This window comes from Peptoniphilus sp. BV3C26, assembly GCF_000478985.1.
In the GTDB taxonomy this organism is placed as follows: Bacteria; Bacillota; Clostridia; order Tissierellales; family Peptoniphilaceae; genus Peptoniphilus_B; species Peptoniphilus_B koenoeneniae.
On the sequence record NZ_AWXB01000015.1, the window covers coordinates 48806 to 68439 of the forward strand.

General features: G+C 30.9%; 18 protein-coding genes. 11 read left to right on the plus strand and 7 right to left on the minus strand.

From position 1 onward, the window contains the following. Nucleotides 1-719: 719 nt before the first annotated feature. From HMPREF1253_RS01860 to HMPREF1253_RS01870, 3 genes are read left to right on the plus strand one after another with little or no spacing between them, the layout of a single operon-like run. Entirely contained in the window at nt 720-1535 is an 816-nt protein-coding gene (locus HMPREF1253_RS01860; protein WP_023055071.1) for an MBL fold metallo-hydrolase, read from the plus strand. After that, a complete protein-coding gene (surE, locus tag HMPREF1253_RS01865) occupies nt 1513-2247 on the plus strand; it encodes a 5'/3'-nucleotidase SurE (RefSeq protein ID WP_023055048.1) in 735 nt (244 codons plus the stop codon). The genes HMPREF1253_RS01860 and surE overlap by 23 nt, the downstream gene beginning before the upstream one ends. A 4-nt stretch (nt 2248-2251) precedes the next feature. Continuing rightward, a complete protein-coding gene (locus HMPREF1253_RS01870) occupies nt 2252-3181 on the plus strand; it encodes an alpha/beta fold hydrolase (protein ID WP_023055074.1) in 930 nt (309 codons plus the stop codon). Nucleotide 3182: 1 nt separating this feature from the next. Here the strand turns inward: HMPREF1253_RS01870 and HMPREF1253_RS01875 are convergent, their stop codons facing one another. From HMPREF1253_RS01875 to HMPREF1253_RS10355, 6 genes are read right to left on the minus strand one after another with little or no spacing between them, the layout of a single operon-like run. Then, the gene (locus HMPREF1253_RS01875) at nt 3183-3707 is read right to left on the minus strand and encodes a DUF3783 domain-containing protein (protein WP_023055018.1); all 525 of its coding nucleotides are present in this window, start codon (nt 3705-3707) and stop codon (nt 3183-3185) included. 27 nt (nt 3708-3734) lie between these two features. After that, nucleotides 3735-4457 carry an elongation factor P 5-aminopentanone reductase gene (gene ymfI, locus HMPREF1253_RS01880; protein WP_023055023.1) on the minus strand — a complete coding sequence of 241 codons (723 nt, stop codon included), beginning with the start codon at nt 4455-4457 and terminating at the stop codon, nt 3735-3737. A 39-nt stretch (nt 4458-4496) separates the two neighbouring features. After that, a complete protein-coding gene (locus tag HMPREF1253_RS01885) occupies nt 4497-4925 on the minus strand; it encodes a lipoprotein (RefSeq protein ID WP_023055065.1) in 429 nt (142 codons plus the stop codon). Between the two features lie 8 nt (nt 4926-4933). Beyond that, a complete protein-coding gene (locus HMPREF1253_RS01890) occupies nt 4934-5332 on the minus strand; it encodes a hypothetical protein (protein ID WP_023055029.1) in 399 nt (132 codons plus the stop codon). After that, entirely contained in the window at nt 5329-5685 is a 357-nt protein-coding gene (locus HMPREF1253_RS09575; RefSeq protein WP_023055054.1) for a DUF6483 family protein, read from the minus strand. Before HMPREF1253_RS09575 ends, HMPREF1253_RS01890 begins: the two co-directional genes overlap by 4 nt. Beyond that, complete coding sequence (locus HMPREF1253_RS10355) at nt 5682-8411, minus strand: TRAP transporter fused permease subunit (RefSeq protein ID WP_023055040.1); 2730 nt, start codon at nt 8409-8411, stop codon at nt 5682-5684. The genes HMPREF1253_RS09575 and HMPREF1253_RS10355 overlap by 4 nt, the downstream gene beginning before the upstream one ends. Before the next feature lie 113 nt (nt 8412-8524). Between HMPREF1253_RS10355 and hpf the strand changes: the two genes are divergently transcribed. Together hpf and HMPREF1253_RS01910 are read left to right on the plus strand one after the other, a co-directional pair. Then, nucleotides 8525-9052 (plus strand): ribosome hibernation-promoting factor, HPF/YfiA family, encoded by a 528-nt coding sequence (gene hpf, locus HMPREF1253_RS01905; RefSeq protein WP_023055016.1) that lies wholly within the window; start codon nt 8525-8527, stop codon nt 9050-9052. 294 nt (nt 9053-9346) lie between these two features. Continuing rightward, nucleotides 9347-10879 (plus strand): hypothetical protein, encoded by a 1533-nt coding sequence (locus tag HMPREF1253_RS01910; RefSeq protein WP_023055035.1) that lies wholly within the window; start codon nt 9347-9349, stop codon nt 10877-10879. 29 nt (nt 10880-10908) lie between these two features. Here HMPREF1253_RS01910 and HMPREF1253_RS01915 read toward each other — a convergent pair whose 3' ends face one another. Continuing rightward, nucleotides 10909-11421 carry a hypothetical protein gene (locus HMPREF1253_RS01915; RefSeq protein WP_023055049.1) on the minus strand — a complete coding sequence of 171 codons (513 nt, stop codon included), beginning with the start codon at nt 11419-11421 and terminating at the stop codon, nt 10909-10911. Between the two features lie 169 nt (nt 11422-11590). Here HMPREF1253_RS01915 and HMPREF1253_RS01920 point away from each other — a divergent pair, with 169 nt between their 5' ends. The 6 genes from HMPREF1253_RS01920 to HMPREF1253_RS01945 all read left to right on the plus strand — a co-directional run bounded on the left by HMPREF1253_RS01920 (nt 11591) and on the right by HMPREF1253_RS01945 (nt 19592). After that, complete coding sequence (locus tag HMPREF1253_RS01920; RefSeq protein WP_023055030.1) at nt 11591-13291, plus strand: ABC transporter ATP-binding protein; 1701 nt, start codon at nt 11591-11593, stop codon at nt 13289-13291. Continuing rightward, nucleotides 13292-14047, plus strand: coding sequence for an energy-coupling factor transporter transmembrane protein EcfT (locus HMPREF1253_RS01925; protein WP_023055056.1), 756 nt, complete (start codon nt 13292-13294; stop codon nt 14045-14047). A gap of 16 nt (nt 14048-14063) precedes the next feature. Further along, complete coding sequence (locus HMPREF1253_RS01930; protein ID WP_023055060.1) at nt 14064-14855, plus strand: QueT transporter family protein; 792 nt, start codon at nt 14064-14066, stop codon at nt 14853-14855. 106 nt (nt 14856-14961) lie between these two features. Continuing rightward, a complete protein-coding gene (locus HMPREF1253_RS01935) occupies nt 14962-16083 on the plus strand; it encodes a M20 family metallopeptidase (protein ID WP_023055059.1) in 1122 nt (373 codons plus the stop codon). An 879-nt stretch (nt 16084-16962) separates the two neighbouring features. Continuing rightward, a complete protein-coding gene (locus HMPREF1253_RS01940) occupies nt 16963-18189 on the plus strand; it encodes an arginine deiminase (protein ID WP_023055020.1) in 1227 nt (408 codons plus the stop codon). Nucleotides 18190-18206: 17 nt separating this feature from the next. Continuing rightward, on the plus strand, nt 18207-19592 hold the full coding sequence (locus tag HMPREF1253_RS01945; protein ID WP_023055032.1) for a YjiH family protein: 1386 nt from the start codon (nt 18207-18209) through the stop codon (nt 19590-19592). The last annotated feature ends 42 nt before the right edge of the window (nt 19593-19634 follow it).

The window sequence follows — 19634 nt, forward strand, 5'->3', positions numbered from 1 at the left end:
GGTAAATTTGTGCGAAGAGATTTCATAAAATTAAACTCATGCAAGAGAATGTAGGGACCAATTTGAAGCCCTAACCCGATTTTCACAAAAATCGTGGTAGGTCTCATGCAACTATTTGCCCAAATCTTTGATTTGGCTGCAAATATCTGCAATTGGTCCGGCGGCGTAAGCCGAATTTATTAAAACAAAATAAGAAAATGAAAAAGAAAAAATGTAGAAAAAAGATTTATTGAAAAAATATAAAACAAAATGCTCTATGTGAAGCATAAAAAAATATTTATAAACAAATTTAAAATAAATTTTAAATCAAATATTTATTTTGTTCTCTCACAAAAGACACGCGGACCGGTAAACCGGTCCCTACAGCCCACAAAATCCCACACAAATTTATTATAATTTTGAATCCACACAGAAATGTGGGGTTAATTTATGCGAAGAGATTTCACAAAATTAAACCCATGCAAGAGAATGTAGGGACCAATTTGAAGCCCTAACCCGATTTTTGAAAAAAATCGTGGTAGGTCTCATGCAACTATTTGCCCAAATCTTTGATTTGGCTGCAAATATCTACAATTGGTCCGGCGGCGAAGCTGAATAAAATAAAACAAAAAAATATAAGAACTTTTACAAATATGTTTTAAAATTTATATTTATAAAAGAGCTTTTTCCTCCTTTATTTTTTTATATAAAACTGTGTTATAATAGCTGCGGAGGTAGCTATGAGATTTTGTTCACTATCCAGCGGTTCCGACGGAAACTGTCAATATATTGAACACAAGAACACAAAAATTTTAATAGACGCAGGTCACAGCGGCAAGAGGATAAAAGAACTTTTAAGTTTAATAGATATAAATATTGAAGATATTGATGCAGTCTTTGTAACTCATGAACACATGGACCATTGTAAGGGTGTAGGAGTAATTTCAAGAAGACACAACATAAAAGTTTTTGCCAATGAAAATACTTTTAAAGCCATGAGTCCTTTTGTGAAAAAAATAAGTTTGGAAAATGCTTTTCAATTTAACAACGGTAAGGCTTTTCAATTTAAAGATTTATTTATTGAGCCTATGCCAATTTTTCACGACTGCCTGGGCGGAACAAGTTTTATAATTCACGGTGGTAAGGAAAAAATTTGTATAATTACCGATACAGGTTGGATTTCTGCAAGCATGATGGAAAAGGCTCAGGGAAGTGATTTATTTTATCTTGAGGCAAATCACGATTTGGATATGCTTATAGGAGGAACTTATACCTGGGCTCAAAAGCAGAGGATAATGTCCAATGAGGGGCATCTTTCCAATGAAAATGCAGGGAAAGTTTTAAGTAAGCTTTTAAGGAGAAAAAAGGAAAAAATCCTTCTTGCTCATTTAAGTCTTGAAAATAATACGCCTGAAAGGGCAAAGAAAACAGTGAAAGATTTGTTGCTTGGAAAAAATTTACAAGAGGGAAGAGATTATTTCTTAGAGGCTGCACCCAGATACCTTCCTTCAAATGTTTACGAATGGAGAAAAGATGAGGATACTTTTAACAAATGATGATGGATATTTTGCACCGGGCATTCTTGCTTTTGCAAAAGAAACAAGAAAAAGAGGTCATGAGGTGGTTATATTTGCACCGGATAAGGAAAATTCGGCAAAGAGCCATTCAATTACAATTTTGGAGCCTCTTTATGTAAAAAAAGTTGAAATTGAAGATTTTGAAGCTTATTCAGTTTCAGGCACTCCTGCAGATTGTGTGAGAGCTGCCATAGAAGTTAAGGGCCACAATTTTGATTTTGTATTTAGCGGTTGCAACTTAGGTCTTAATTCTGGTATGGATATTTTATATTCAGGAACAGTTTCAGCTGCTGTTGAAGCAAACATATTGGGCATTCCTTCTTTGGCATTAAGTGCTCAATATAAACACGGCAACTGTAATTTTCAAACGGCAGTTTACTACGGTCTTGAAGTTTTTGAAAAAATAAAAAATTTAAAGGAAGCAAAGCTTGTTAATGTAAATACACCCAAACTTGAAATTAATAAGGTAAAGGGAATAAAAGTTGCAAGTGTTGGAGGTTCCATTACAGATAAATTTAAAAAGACCGTAAAGGGAGATACAATAAAAATTGAGGTAGTGGGAAGAGATGCGCAAAATGATATAGAAACTGACAGGACTTATCTTGAAGACGGCTATGTTACTGTAACGCCTCTTATTTATGATTTTACAAATTTAAGAGAACTTAAGAATTTTAAGGAAATTTTCAGGTAGAAAAATGGAAGGTTATTTTAAATCAGCAAACGGAAAAAATAATATTCACTATATTGTGTGGGAAGTTGAAAATCCTCTTGCTGTTGTTCAAATTGTTCACGGTATGAGTGAACACATTGCAAGATATGATGATTTTGCAAAATTCTTAAATAAAAAAGGCTATTTGGTCATAGGTCATGATCATTTGGGCCATGGTTTAAGTGTTGAATCAAAGGAAGATTTGGGATATTTTGGAGAAGGAGATACAGTTCAATATTTAATTCAAGATATTAAAAAAGTTAATGAGATGACACAAAATTATAAGGTGCCTCATTACATATTGGGTCATTCCATGGGTTCTTTTTTAGCGAGAATTTATATTCATAAATATAAAGTTGATAGGGCCATTATAATGGGAACAGGTCATTTTACAAAGTTTCAAGGTAAATCTCTTATACGTTTAGCAAAATTAATTGCAAGATTTAAAGGCCAAAGATATAGGGCAAAAATTTTAGGCTATGTTACAACAGGAAGACTTGCAAAAAAAATTGTAGGCGGAAAATTTGATTGGATAAGTAAAAGTGCAAGAAATGTAAAAGACTTCATAGCAGACCCTCTAAGCGGTTTTGATTTTACAGCCAATGGATATATCACCTTAGGTGGAATTCTCTTTAAAATGGCCAGTCTAGAGTCTAAGAGAAGCAAATTTAAAGATACTCCCTGTCTTTTTATTTCCGGCGGAGATGATCCTTTAGGTTTAGGTGGATATGGAGTTAAAAAAGTTTTGGAAGATTATAGGAAGAGGTCATGGAAAGATACGGATATGGTTCTTGTAAAAGATTTAAGGCATGAAGTTTTAAATGAAGACGATAAAAGAAGTTATGATATATGCTATGAATTTTTTGAAAAAAAGCCCTACAAAATCTTGGAAGCCCAAGAAATTGAAGAGCCTTAGTTTAAAATAATTTCATAAATTTTTCCAGCATCTCATCTAATTTTTCTTCAGTAAGATTTTTATCAACACGAAGCTTTTCAGCTTCTTCAATATAAACATTAAGCTTGGGATTTTTAATTTCCTGAGCTTTTTTTATGCACTTACAAAGATTTTGATACTTCATAACAAGCCTGTGTTCTTCTTCAATGTGATTTATCATATAAAAAAGAGTCCAGCTCTTGTTGGTTTCTGTTAAAACAGCCTTGTGGGGAATATAAATGTCCTTTTCTTTTAAATCTCCTATAATTTCATAAAGTCTTTTTTCAGTGAAATCACAAAACATCATAAAATTTGTCTTTGAATTAAATTCCTTTTCTTCCTCATTTTCATTTTTTTTAAAACCATCTAAACCCAAAATATATCCTATACTTTGGCAAAGTTCATCTTTTCCTGCTTCCACAAGATTAATGTTGTTTTCCTTTAAAATAGAATATAAGTCATCTTTTTTTTCGTAATTTTCAAAACCATAAAGTAAAATTTTTTCCATAAAACCTCCTATAAAATATAATAAATTTTAGTAAATAGTCATTCCACCGTTAGGTGAAATAATTTGTCCTGTCATAAAAGAATTTTCATCAGAAATTAAAAAAGCTGCAAGATTTGCAATTTCAGAGGGATCTGCAAAACGTCCAAAGGGAATTTCGTTTTTTACCTCCTCAAGGTCCTTTTGACTTAAAAGATTAACCATTTCAGTTTTAACAGGACCTGGTGCAAGGGCATTGACTTTTATATTTGAATAAGCAAGTTCCCAAGCAAGGCTTTTGGTAAAAGCATTTATAGCTCCCTTTGATGCTGAATAAAGAGATTCACAAGAAGCACCCACAATTCCCCAAACGGAAGAAATATTTAAAATGTTTCCCCCACCCTCATGAAGCATCATGGGGACAATTTTTTTTGTAAGATAAATAGTTCCAAAGACATTAGTATCAAAAACTTTTCTATATTCTTCATAGGTAAGGTCTTGGACCATTTTATAAGAGGGAATGGCAGCATTATTAATTAAAACATCAATTTTTTTATAATTTTTTTCTATAAAAGAAATCATTTTGTCTATTTCATCTTTATTTGAAATATCAGCCTTAAAAATTTCAACATTTCCCTTGAGATTTTTCTTTAAAAATTCAGCAGCTTCTTTGCTTTTATTGTAATTTATAATTAAATTGCAGTCCCCGGAAAGTTTTTCAGCTATAGCCCTGCCTATACCCTTAGCTCCTCCTGTAATAAGAACATTTTTCATAAAATACTCCTTAAAAATAAAAAGCGATTTTACTCGCTTTTATTTTTTAAAAATTTCCTTATCTCCCACATAAATTGAAATTAAATCAAGTTTATTGTCCTTATTTTCATAGACAACTTTTGTTACCTTTCCATCAATATCAGACTCACTTGTTATAATTCCATTGTCATTATTAATCTTCCAAGATTTAACACTTACAGGATCCACTATGTCCTCGTCGTGTTCAAGTAAAAAAGCATTAACATTATTTGCCGCTTCAATACATTCTTCACGAGTCATATTTGAATCAAAATTTACATTTTCAAAGCCACCCTCTGAAGAAGATGTTTGAGTTTTTTTAGAGTTTTCAGTATTTGTAACCTGAGTTTTATTGTTCTCAGATCCCTTATTATTTTGATTTTCTTTTCCCTTACCGCAAGCACTTAAAATTAAGAGCAGGGATAAAAGTAGAACGGATAATTTTTTCATATTTCCTCCTAAAGTCTAAGTAATTTTTCAAAAACCTGACAAATTTCATCAGGAATTCTATAGTTAAAATATTTGCCGTCATTGTTTGTGTATATAAATATATACCCCTTATCAGTAAATTTTTTCAGGATTATATAAGTTTCATCTTTTGTGTAGTCAATTATGCCCCTATAAATGTCATTAAAGGCCTTTATTAAATTTCCATCCAAACTTTTAAGATCTTTTTCAAAAGCTTGAGGTAAAAATTCACAAAGGTCATTTCTTTTCACATCTTCATTAAGACCCTGGCTTTTTAAAATTATATTTAAATGATCCTCTGAAATTACATTTAAAGTGTCCCTTAAAGAATCTATCATCTGTCCTTCAAGGGTAACAGGTCTAAAAAATTCTCTTAAAAATCTGCTCATTTTTCACCTATAAAATTTATATTGTAGGCATCTAAAAGATCTTCGAGGCCGATTTTAATTTCTTTTCTTGAAAAATTATTTTCATGTAAAAATTTGTCGTCCAAATCATTTAAAGCCCTATAAAAACTTAAACCTATTTGAAGATATTCAGTATCATCAGGGTCAATGTTATCGTAATAAAAATTTTCTCCTTCATTAATCCTTCCGTCGGAGATTAAATTTTGAAGTTCTCTATAAATTTTATTATTTTTACTATTTTCATTGTCCTTATAAGTTTTTCCTGAGAAAAAAACGCCCAAACACATATTAATAAGGTCGTTTATCTCTTTAATAAAAGTATCGTTTTGTATCATTTTATTCCTCTTTCAAGATAATATTTTTTAGCTCCGGGATGGAGGGGAACCTTACCTATTCCCCTGAGGGCATTTTTAATTTCCACATTTTTTAAAACTTTATTAGAAGCTTTAAGTTCTTCTAAATTTTCCCAAAAAGCCTTTGTAATTTTGTAAGCACATTCTTCGCTCATATCTGAACTTGTAAAAATAACCATGGGACTTGCGGAAGTATTTATATCTTTATTGTTATTATACACGGATTTTTTAATTGTGTAATTTTCATAGCCCTTGTTATTTACATTTAATTTTTCTATAAAATCAGGATCTAAGTTTAAAATTTCGCAATTGGCGGTTAAAAGTATTTCCGTTACTGAAGCACTGGGAGCTCCTGCCATAATCCAAACTCCAGAAATTTTTTTGCTCTTTAAAAGAGAAATGGCTTCTGAAGGACTTACTCTTTCAGGAAAGATATCTTTATTTATATCCATGCCCAGGGCTTCAAAATGTGCTTTTGCTTCAAGTTCTGTTGTTGAGCCAGGGTTTCCCACAGAAAAATGGCTGCCTTTTAAATCTTTTAAGGATTTTATTTTTAAATCCTTTCTCACAAGAATTTGGTTGGGATTTAAATATAGGCTTGCAATAATTCTAAGCTTTTTATTTTCCCTGCCTTTAAAAATTCCCTTGCCCTCATAACTTTGAGAAACAATGGAATTAACAGCCATGGAAAGATTGGCATCCCTATTGTATAAAATGTTTAAATTATCTATGCCTCCACCTGAAGCTTGAATGTTAGCACGAAAATCCTTATCCCTATTTAAAACATTTGCTAGGGATGCTCCAAGAGGGTATAGGGCCCCTGTAGTTGAGGCTGTAGGTATATCAATCCTATACTTTGGACTTGTACATCCTGTTAAAAAAAACATTAAAATAAAAAATATTGGAAATTTATTTTTTACCTTAAAATTCATTTCTCCTATAAGTAAAAAAATCAGACCTATAAGAGAAAAAATGGAAGTGTATTTTTCCGGATACATTATAAGAAGTCCTAAAACTAGAAAGAGAAATCTTTTTGTTTTTGAAAGATTTTTTTTGAAAAAGCCTGTAAGGCCTAAAGAAATTGCAAAGACACCAATGGAAGAAAAAACAATTAAAAATATTATTTCTAAAAATTTGGGACTTTCAAGGCCTATTAATTTTGGATTTATTAAAAAGAAAAAAGGAAAAATAAATCCACTAAAAGCAAGTTTTAAAGCTATTAAAGAAGTCTTTACCATATCAGACTCTGCTATAGAAGAAGCAAGATAACTTGAAACTGCCACAGGGGGAGTAATATTTGAAAGGCAGGCATAAATTAAACAAAAAAGATGGGCCCCTATAGGTTGAGCTCCAAGCTTAATTAAAACAGGAACTGCAACGGAAACAACTATTACATAAGCTGCAACTCCTGGCACACCCATGCCTAAAATTAAACTCATTATTGCAACTAAAAACCAGGCGAAAATTAGAGAATGGGAATTTAAATTTAAAATCATATTTCCAAAATTAAGACCCAGGCCGCTAAGAGATACACTTCCTATAATAAGTCCTATTAAAACACAAGATATTCCAACAGCAATTGAATTTACAGCTCCATCAACAAGAGCATCTAAAATATTTTTAAAAGACATTCTTGTGGATTTTTTAAAAGCACAAACTCCAATAAGGGAAAAAATTGAAATAATTACACAAAATTCCAGAGGAAAATAAAAAAGACCGGCAATTAAAATAAAAATTGGGATTAACAAATGGCCCCTTTCTTTTAATAAATCTAAAAAATTATAAGAAAAAGCCGAACTTTTTAAATTTAATTTTTTTGCTTCATAATGAACTGAAGTAAAAATCCCCAAATAATATAAAAAGGCAGGAATAACTGCAGCCTTAACCACCCTTAAATAAGATATATTTAAAAATTCCGCCATTACAAAGGCAACAGCTCCCATAATAGGAGGAGCAAATTGACCTCCTGTTGAAGATGCAGCTTCAACAGCAGCTGCATATTCAGAAGAATATTTTTGTTTTTTCATAAGAGGTATGGTGAGACTTCCTGTAGTAGCAACATTGGCAAGAGCACTTCCGTTAACCATGCCCATAAGAGCCGATGCAATGACACTTACTTTTGCATAAGAACCGTAGCTTTTTCCCACAAGGCAAAGAGAAAGATCGCTTATAAAATCTATAAAGCCTGAAAATTTTAAAAAACTTCCAAAAAGCATAAAAAGAAAAATATAACTTGAGCTTACTCCTGCGCCAAGTCCGAAAATTCCTTCAGTTCCCCAGACAAAATGAGAAAGAACCCTTCTTAAAGAAAATCCATTGTGAGCAAGGGGACCAGAAATAAACCTACCCCAAAAAAGATAAGATAAAAAAATTAAACTTAAAAGAGTAAAAGTTTTATTGATCTTAAAAGAAACAATAAGGACAAGAAAAATTGCAAAAAAAGCAAAAATATAGTCGATTTTATAGAGATATCCCCCCCTTAAGGCAATTTTATTATAATTTAAAAAAATATAAGAAAAGGTAAAAATTGTTAAAGGAAGGGTGAAAAACTTTAATTTTTTAAAGTAAAGGCCTCCGAAAAAAATTAAAAACATAACATGAAGGCTACGGACAAAAATAGCCTGAAAGGTAAAAATATTTAAAATAATTTGGACAAAAGCCCAAAAAAGTAAAAGAAAATATGTATTTTTATTTGCCTTAATATCCATAAGCCACCCTTTAATAATTAATTTAAATCTATTATATCAAAAAATATAAAATACCTTATGAGTTAAAAATAATATTTAGGGTAAATATATACAAAAGAATAAGGAGGCACGTTATGAAACTTGAATTAATAGGCAAAAATTTAACTGTAACAGATGCTCTAAAAAATCAAGCAGAAAAAAAATTTTCAAAACTTGAAAAATATTTTTCAGACGATGTAAATGTAAGAGCGGTTTTCTCTCATATTAAAACAAATCAAAAAGTTGAAGCAACAGTATTTTTAAAAGGATCAACCTTAAGAGCTGAAGAAGAAACGGATGATATGTATGCATCAATAGATAAGGCAATTGATGTCCTTGAAAGACAAATAAGAAAATATAAGACTAAAATAAAAAAGAGAAATCAAGACAATAAAACTATAAGATTTGAAAATTTTGAAGAACCTAAAGAAGAACCAAAGGAAAAAATTGTGCGTAGAAAATCCTTTGATTTAAGGCCTATGCATGAAGAAGAAGCAATTCTTCAAATGGAACTTTTAAATCATAATTTCTTTGTATTTTTAAACGAAGAAACATCAAATGTAGAAGTTTTATATAAAAGAAAAGACGGAGATTATGGCCTCATAGAAACAAACTTAGCATAAGGCATATAAAAATTTATAAAAGATAAAAATAAATAATTATAAATTAAAAACATACAAGATTCTAAAATTTTGTATGTTTTTTTATTTATAAAGAAACATCAATGTTAATAGAAGACTGTGGATAATGTTGATAAGTCTGTGGAAAACTGCTTTTCCCTAAATTTTTATTGTTGAAATCTTAATTAAATTTTATAAAATTTTTACTTTTCCTAAACATAAATTTATATTTTTTTCTTTTTGATATAATATATTTAGTAAAATATAAATTTATTTAAGAGGAGCTTTAAAGTTTAATTGGAAAATAAAAAGACCATTTTAGATGAATTAAAAAAACAAAAACTTAATATAGAAAAAATAATAGATAAAGATATAAATTTGTATGAGGGTCTGGAGGAAAAAAAAGACTTCTTCTTTGAATTTTATTCCCATATTTTTGATAGAAAAGATTCTAAAAAACTTTTGGAGTATCAGGGCCAAAGGTTTGAAAAATTTATATTAAAAGCTCTTATAGACTTAAGCTACACTTCCATTCTTTTCGTAAATTATATAAGAAAAGAAAATGATTATTTTTTAATAAATGGAATGGATATGTTTACTTTGGAAAAATTTAATCTTTATACGGATTATATTGATCCTAAATATTTTGAAAAAAATGACTTTGGTATCCTTGGTCGTTTTGTAAAAATTTACGATTCTTATTATCTTTTTGACTTGGGGAAAATTTTACCCTATGTAGATATTGAAAATTTTTACAATATTTTCAACTTAACTATTGAAGAAATGGCAGGTCTTTCTGAAAATGAAAGGATAAAGTATTTAAAAGAAAAATTTTTATACATCTATGGAAGTATAGATAGGTCTTTAAGCTTAGACAAAAAGACTCTTATGAATTTTTATATGGATATTGCTGAAGAGGAAAAGGAAAAATATGATCTGGCCTTTGACAAAGCAAAGACATGGAAATTTTTAAGGCCGATTTTTGTAAATATTTTAAAAAATTTTTTGGATAAAAATAAAAATTTTAAGAATTTTATAGCTTATATGGAAGAGTTAATTGCTTTGGGAGTTTTTTATTCAGAAAGGGAGCTAATTTTATTTTTAAAATTCTTTACTGAATTTATAGGGCTTTTTGATTTTAAAGATGAAGTTTTAAAGGACATTGAAAGAAATATTTTTCTTTTAAAAAATAAATGCAATTCTTCCAAAAGGGGACTTTATTTGGACCAAGAAATTTTAGAGACTATAAGAAGGTCTGATGTTTATCTTAAAATGGAAGAAGATATTTTTATTAAGGATATTTTAGACAGGATGAATTGGGGCTTTAGTGAGGAAACTTTTTATTTCTCAAAAAATAAGACTAGTCTTCTTCCTTCAAATAAAAAGTATTTAATAGAGGAAATAGGGGAAGATGTTTTTGAAATGGAAGAAGATATTTGTGAAGATTTAAATTTAACTTTTGATTTTATTTTTTATTCTTTATTTTTTAGAAATATCTATAAAAGAGCAAATGATGGCCAACTCATTTTTACAAATCTAATGGATTATTTAGAATCCTTAGAAAATGCCCACATTTTAAGTATTTTTTTGACCTCTCTTTTTGAAAATGAATTTTTGTCTGATTTTATCGGCAAGAGAAAACTTAATAAGTTAAATAAATATCTTTTTGATATAGAAAAATTTAAAACCTTTAAAGGAGAAAGAGAATTTGAAATTTTATTTGAAAATTTATTTTTAATAGAGGACAAAAAAATTACTCCCTTTGGGGAGAAAATTTTAAGTTATAAATTTAATAAGTCTGAAAATATTATTAAGATGGTAGATTTTTAAGAATTAAAGCACGCAAAAAACGTGCTTTTTTATTTTAAATAATTTTTTTCGTGAAAGTAGTCTCCTAAAAAATAATCCATGGGAGAGTCATGTTCTATATAGAGGATTTTATTTATATCTCTTTTTACTATGCCTAAAAAAAGTCCGTCGTTTTCATCTATTTTTATAAGAGTCAGATAATTTTCCAAAAGGCCTGAAGGAATTCCGGTTTCCAAATCATTTTCTTCCGTTGCTATTGTTATAGTTTTATTATTTTTTATGGAATCTATAATTAATTCTTCAAAACTTCTGTAGTAGCTTTGCAAATCAAAATTATATTCGTTAAAACTTTTTAATTTAAGATTTTTCTCTTTAAAAAAATTTATAAGATTTAAATAGGGGCTTTCTTCTATTAAAGAATCTATTTGAGAATTTTTTATTAAAAGTTTGCCTGCAAAATTTCCTATTCTGTCATAGAGCAAATATTCTTTTAGATTTTCTCCTTCAAATAGATTTTCGGCAATATAGAAATCCTCGTCATTTTTTGTATAGAGTTCAAACAAAATAAAAAACCTCCTTTTAAGCTAATGGTACTAAAAAATTTTAAAGCTTTCAAGAAAATAGCTAGTTTATATTTTATATGTGGATTTTTTTAATTTTAATTGACAAAAATCACCATAAGTAAAATTTCTTTGATATAATTTATATAGAATTATTAAGAGAGGTGCATAGATGACTAAGTCTATTGAAAAAGCTATAAGTGCAAAAAATTTAGCTTTTAAATATAAGGACAGCGAAAAGTATGCTCTAAAGGATTTTAACCTTGATGTTAACAAGGGTGAATTTGTTGTAATTATGGGGCCGTCAGGTGCCGGAAAATCAACTTTTGCAAATTCTTTAAATGGCCTTATACCAAATTTTATTAAAGGAACTTGCAGTGGAGAACTTAGTGTTTTTGACAAGGATCCCAGAAAGGAATCCGTCTCCACAATGGCAAGAGAAGTTGGGCTTGTATTTCAAGATTTCGAATCTCAACTTTTTTGTACAAATATAAGGCTTGAAGTAGCTTTTGGACCTGAAAACTTTCTTGTTCCAAGGCAAGACATGGACAGAAGAATCGATAAAGTTTTAGACGTTGTAGATCTTGTAGGTTTTGATGAAAGACAACCTGCAACTCTTTCAGGAGGACAAAAGCAAAGGCTTGCTATAGGAAGTGTTCTTTCAAGTGAACCTCAATTAATTTGCATGGATGAGCCAACTACGGACCTGGACCCCTATGGAAAAATGGGAATTTTTAACATCGCAAGAGCTCTTCACGATGAAGGAGAAATGACCTTAGTTGTAATTGAACATGAAACTGAAGAAGCTTTAAGAGCTGACAGACTTGTTCTTATGAACGAAGGCAAGATTGTTAAAGAGGGAAAACCCAGAGAAGTTTTAGCTGATGTTGAAACTATGGATGAACTTGGTCTTCAATCTCTTCACGTTCCGAAATTCTTTAAAGAAATGGGAGATGAAACTTTACCCATTACTCCTGAAGAAGGAAAAGAAGAATTTCTTAAAAAGTTTAAAATTAACGAAGAAAAATATCAAAAGCTTTTAGAAAAAGATAAGAAAATAGAAGATTCTTACGGGGAAACCCTAATAGAAGTTAAAGATCTTTCTTTTACTTATCCAAACGGCAAAAAAGCTCTTAACAATATTAACTTAGAAGTTAAAAAGGGAGAATTTCTTGCGGTCTTAGGTCACAACGGATCGGGAAAAACAACCCTTGTAAAACATTTCAACGGACTTTTGTCCCCAACTGAAGGAAATGTAATTGTAAAGGGAATTGATACAAAAAAATCTTCAATTTTTGAAATTGGGAAAATTGTAGGTTACACCTTCCAAAATCCAGACCACCAAATCTTTTCAGATACAGTATATGATGAAGTTGCTTTCTCTCCAAAAATAAGGGGACTAAGTGATGAAGAAATAAAAAAGAGAGTAGAAGAATCTTTAGCTGCAGTAGACATGTCAGGCTATGAAAAAGAAGACCCCTTCACTCTTACAAAAGGTATGCGACAAAGAATTGCCGTAGCTTCAATATTGTCTTCAAGACCTGATGTTTTAATTTTAGACGAACCTACAACAGGACTTGACTACAAGGGTCAAAAGCAAATGATGGAGCTTATAAAAAAATTAAACGAAGAAGGACACACAATAATAATGATCACCCATACAATGTGGGTTGTTGCAGAATATGCTCATAGAGTTTGTGTAATTGAAAACGGCGATGTTGTAATGATGGGTAGAACGAGAGATATATTTAAGAAAGAAGAAAAACTTGAAAAAGTATACTTAAAAAATCCTCATATAGTTTCCATGTCCAACAAACTTGGAAAAACAGTTCTATCAATAGATGAAATGAAAAGTATAACGGAGGCAAAATAAATGGATATGATATACCGTGATGAAGACACTTTCTTCCACAGGCTTGATCCCAGGTCAAAACTTTTTATAATGCTTTTCACCTTTGTCTTTGCTGTAATGACAGATTCTTGGACTGTGTATATTGTACTTGCAGCTTTAACTATATTACATTCAATAATTTCAAAATCTTATCCAAACCTAAAAAAGATAAGCTTTGTATTATTTATGCTTATGATGATGAGTTTGGTCTTTTGGGCAATAGGTCATAGAGGACCTACAAAACTTATAGGTTTTATAACCTTAGAAGGACTTATTTTTGGTGCCAATAAAGGTGTTAAAATAATTATAATGATAATAGCTGGAATGAATTTTCTTTCAACAACAAAAATTGAAGAAATTTCAGCAGGCCTTGTAAAAATAGGTCTTCCTTATAGAGGAGCCTTTGCTTTTTCCACAGCTATAAGACTTATACCCATGGTTCTTGGAACAACGGAAACAATAATACAAGCTCAAAAAAGTAGAGGGCTTGACCTTGATTCCGGTTCAATAATATCAAAAGTAAAAAAATATATGCCCCTTATGATTCCCGCCTTTGTTTCAGTAATAAGAAACACAAATGTATTTTCAATGGCGTTAGAATCAAAAGGCTTTGGCTATGCAGATAAAAAAACTTCATACATTGAAGTAAAAATGAAAACTGTAGATTGGGTAATCATTGTATTACTTATCGCAACTCTTTTGCTTCTAATCTTTTTAAAGGTTAAAAGATATATTTAATTTTAGGAGGTTTATCTTGAAAGAAGTATTCACAATGTGGAAACACACAAAGATGGTAGTGCTTGTAGCACTGAGCGCCGCTCTATATGCAGCTCTTCTTATTCCCTTTAAAGCAATTCCTTTAATTCCAGGAATAACAGAAGTAAGACCTGCATCAGCTCTTCCGGTAGTATTCGGAATTTTATTCGGACCCGCAGGAGCTTGGGGTTCAGCAATTGGAAATTTAATTGGTGACCTTGGCGGAACTCTTGGACTTGGATCACTATTCGGATTTGTTGGGAACTTTATGTTTGCATATGTACCATACAAAGTATGGCAAAATATTGGACTTATTAAAAAAGACGACGAACCCAAACTAAATTCAGGTAAAAAAATCGGAACATTTGCCCTTGCAGGATTTTTAGGATCAGCAGCATGTGCACTTATAATAGGATTTGGACTTGAATTTTTGAAGATGGTTCCATTCGCAGCCCTTGGAGCAATTATAACAGCAAACAATACAATCCCTGCAATAGTATTAGGAATTCCGATTATGATGGCCCTTTACCCAAGAGTAAAAAAATGGGATTTACTTTGGACAGATATTATGCCTGAAGAAGAACTTCCAAAAGGAGGAGCTTTAGCAAGAACAGGAGCAATCATCATGTGTCTTGCAATAGTAATAGGACTTTTCGGAGGATTCATTTCAGCTATGAGTCTTGGACAAAAACTATTTAACTTTGAAGGAAGTGCAGGATCAACACCTGTAATAATAATAGCAGGACTTGGAGCATTATTCACATTTATAGGAAGCTTTATGCAAAATTAAAATTATTAAAAAAGTGCCGCAAAAGCGGCATTTTTTTTTGCGAAAAAATAAAAACTTGATTTATTTTTATTAAAAGCTATAATTTTTTCAGAAAGGAACAGGGATAATGAAAATAGACAAAAATAAAATAGAAAAAGTAAAACAACTAAGGCATGAACTTCATGAGCATCCAGAGATTTCAGAACACGAAACATGGACAAAAAATAAACTTATAAACTTTGTAAAAGAAAATTCAACTTGTAAAATAGTGGATAAAGGAAGCTTTTTTTATGCCCTTCACGAAGAAGGAGAAAATCTTGAAACCATAGGATTTAGAGCAGACTTTGATGCAATAAAAAGAGAAGACGGAAGTGCATTTCATGGATGCGGTCATGACGGACACTCAGCAATACTATGTGGACTTTTAATATCCCTTGAAAAAGTAAAAATAGGGAAAAATATAGTCTTTTTATTTCAACACGCAGAAGAAAATGGAAAAGGAGCAAAATACGTTTCAGAATTTTTAGACGAAATGAAAATAAAAAGAATATATGGACTTCACAACTGGCCAGGAATGGAATTTGGGAAACCCCACACCTGCTACGGAACAGCAATGTGTGCATCAATGGGACTTACAATCACCTATACCGGCAAGCAATCCCACGCATCAGAACCAGAAAAGGGAATAAACCCCTCCTTCGCCATAGGAAAACTAATAGAAGACCTAGAAGAAATTTCAAAATTTAAAGGCTACGAAAAGCACACATGGCAAAATATAGAATTTTCATCAATGGCAATAGCAACAATAGTAAACGTGGAAATTGGAAATAAAGGAGCCTTCGGAGTATCACCCTCAAAAGGAGAAATTTCACTAACAATAAGAGGGGCAAAATTAGAAGATCTTGAAAAATTAAAAGAAAAAATTTTGGGCCTTGCAGAAAAATATGGAGATATGTATAAATTAAAATTTGAATACGAATTTTCAGACCTCTTTCCAGACACAACAAACTCAAGAGAAGAAGTAGAAAGAATCAAAAAAATATTTGAAAAAAATAAAATCAAACTTAACATTTTAAAAGAACCCATAAGATCATCAGAAGACTTCGGCTGGTATGAGAAAAAAATTCCCGGATGTTTTTTCTTTTTAGGAAATGGAGAAAATCATCCCCTCCACAGTGAAAAATATGAATTTTTAGATGAAAATATAGAAAAAGGCATAGAATTATTTTCAATGATAGCCTGCGATTAATAGACAAGAAATTGTCTATTTTTTTTGTAAAATAAAAAACAGAAAAGAATAAATGTAGAAAAAATGTAAATTTAAAATTAATTTTAAATCAAATATTTATTTTTTTCCTCACAAAAGACAGGCGGACCGGTAAACCGGTCCCTAGAGCCCACAAAAGCATAGGCATAAGTGTAAGGTTTATTTATGCGAAGATGATTCATAAGAGTAAATCTTTGCAATCGAATGTAGGGACCAATTCATTGGTCCGGCGGCGAAGCCGAATGAAATAAAATAAAAAATGAAGAAGAAAAATTATAGAAAAAAATTAATTAAAAAATAAAACAAAAATGCTTCACATAGAGCATAAAAAAATATTTTATAAAAAAATGTTGAATTTTTTCTCCCACACAAAAGACAGGCGGACCGGTAAACCGGTCCCTAAAGCCCACAAAAACCTAGGCATAAGTGTAAGGTTTATTTATGCGAAGATGATTCATAAGAGTAAATCTTCGCAATCGAATGTAGGGACCAATTCATTGGTCCGGCGGCGAAGCCGAACGAAATAAAATAAAAAATGAAGAAGAAAAATTATAGAAAAAAAATTAATTAAAAAATAAAACAAAAATGCTTTGCATAGAGCATAAAAAATATTTTATAAAAAATGTTGAATTTTTTTTCCTCACAAAAGACAGGCGGACTGGTAAACCGGTCCCTAGAGGATGTAAAGGTTAAGGCAAGGATTGACGATTATTTAAAATAAAATATAACTTAAAAAAATTGAAATAAATTTTAAAACAAAAATTTTTAAAAATTTAACATTGACAGGTAATTAAAAACCCTTTAAAATGAAAACGTTAGCTTGTTAATTTTATATCGATTTGGAAAAAAAGGAGGAAATTTATGACAAAAAATCCAATTCATGTAGGTTCGGAAATAGGAAAATTAGATGCCGTAATTTTACACCGGCCTGGTAGGGAATTATTAAATGTAACCCCTTCAATTATGGAGGAACTTCTATTTGATGAAATCCCATTTTTAGATGCAGCACAGGAAGAACATGACAACTTTGCCGAAATTTTAAGAAAGACAGGTACAAAAGTTTATTACCTTGAAAAATTAGCTGCAGAAGCACTTACAAGTGATGAAATAAGAAAAAATTTTATAAAAGAATATTTAGATGAAGCTGACATCATGCTTCAAAAAGAAAGAAATTATGTGGAAGATATGTTTTCTGAACTAAATAATGAAGACTTGGTTTTGAAAATGATGGAAGGGGTAAGAAAAACTGAAATGCCTAAATATACAAAGGGTACCTTATCAGAAATGATAGGCACTGATGGCTGTTTTGTTATTAAACCTATGCCCAACCTATATTTCACAAGAGATCCTTTTTCTTTTATAGGAAACGGAGTAAGTTTAAATCACATGTGGTCAAACACAAGAAGAAGAGAAACTTTATTCGGAAAATATATTTTTAACCACCATCAAATGTTTAAAGATTCAGGAATGAAATTTTGGTACAATAGGGATCTTTTACCTTCAATTGAAGGCGGAGATATCTGCGTTCTTTCAGATAAGGTTTTGGGAGTTGGAGTTTCTCAAAGGACTAAACCTTGGGCAGCAGAACTTTTAGCTGAAAATCTTTTAAAGGGAAATTCAGGCTATGAAACTGTTCTTGCTTTTACAATTCCTCATTCTCATGCTTTTATGCACCTTGATACGGTATTTACTATGGTTGATAAGGATCTTTTCACTCTTCATCCTGAAGTTGATGAAACTCTTTGCGTTTATTCCATGAAGATTGAAGATGGAAAAATTGTAACAAGACAAGAGTCTTCAATTATTGAAGAAGTTCTTAAAAAATATTTAAATATAGATGAAGTGCATCTTATTAGAGAAGGCACTGGCACCATGCTTGATGCTATTAGGGAACAATGGAGTGATGGATATAACACTCTTGCCATAGCACCAAGAGAGGCCATTGTTTATGACAGAAATACTATTACAAATGAAGAATTGACTAAGTATGGAGCAAAACTTCATATTTTAAAATCAGGGGAACTTTCCAGAGGAAGAGGGGGCCCAAGATGTATGTCAATGCCTCTTTATAGACAAGATGTAAAATAATAAATGTGAGGTAATTTATGGAAACAAAAGAAAATAAAATAGTGAAGTATCAAAAAATAGGTTTCGGAAGAGTTTTAAAATTTTTAATTCCTTCCATCATAGGTGTTTTACTTTTAATGACACCTTTTAAGAACCCTGAAGGTGGTTCAACCGTTGCAGTATCAGTTATTTCAAAAGCTATTAATGCGGGAATAAATTCAGTTATTCCCATTCACTATATAGCAATTTTTTGCATAACAGTATCAACCCTTTTGGCTATTATATATAAAATTGCTAAGCCTGCTTTTATAGAAAATGTTAAAATTTTAAAAGATTTGTCAAATATAACACCCTTTTGGCTCTTTGCAAGAATCTTAGGCTGCATTATAGGTTATATGACAATTTTAAAAGTTGGTCCTGAAATTATTTGGTCTGATGGAACGGGAGGACTTATTTTATTTGAACTTATAGGAGGACTTCTTACAATATTTCTTGTTGCAGGATTTATCCTTCCATTTTTAACTGAATTCGGCCTTCTTGAATATGTAGGAATTTTCCTTTCAAAAGTAATGAGACCTGTTTTTAAACTTCCAGGTCGTGCAGCAGTAGACTGTGTTGCATCTTGGATTGGAGACGGAACAATAGGAGTTGCTCTTACAAATAAACAATATGAAGAGGGAAATTATACTGAAAAAGAAGCTTCAGTTATTGCTACGACATTCTCCGCAGTTTCAATTACTTTCTGTTTAGTTGTTCTTGAAAACATAGGAATGGTTGATTATTTTGGAAAATTTTATTTAACAGTAGGAGTTGCTGGAATAGTTGCAGCTTTCTTAGCTCCCAGAATTCCACCCCTATCATTAAAAAAAGATACAAGACTTAGAGAACCGGAAAATAAAAACGAAGAAGCCATACCGGAAGGTTATACAAGAGGACAATGGGCCCTTCAACTGGCAGTTAACAAAGCTGAAAAAAACTTAGACATTAAAAACTTTTTAAAGAGCGGTTTTGAAACTGTTTTAAGCTTATGGATAGGAGTTACTCCTATTATAATGGCAGCAGGAACTCTTGCTCTTGTACTTTCAGAAGCAACACCTATTTTCACATATTTAGGCATGCCTTTCTTGCCAATTTTAAATTTATTAAAAGTTCCGGAAGCTGTTGAAGCAAGTAAAACAATGGTAGTAGGTTTTGCCGACATGGTTGTTCCTTCAATTTTAGCTCAAGAAGGAATAACAAGCGAAATGACAAAATTTATAGTTGGAGCAACTTCAGTTACTCAACTTATCTATATGTCTGAAACAGGTGCAGTAATCTTAGGATCAAACTTACCTGTAAACTTGCCGGATTTATTTATTATTTTCTTGGAAAGAACTTTAATAACTTTACCGGTAGTAGTGATTTTCGCCCACATATTCTTTTAGAATTTAATTTAAATAAAAAATACGACTTATTTTTACTATAAG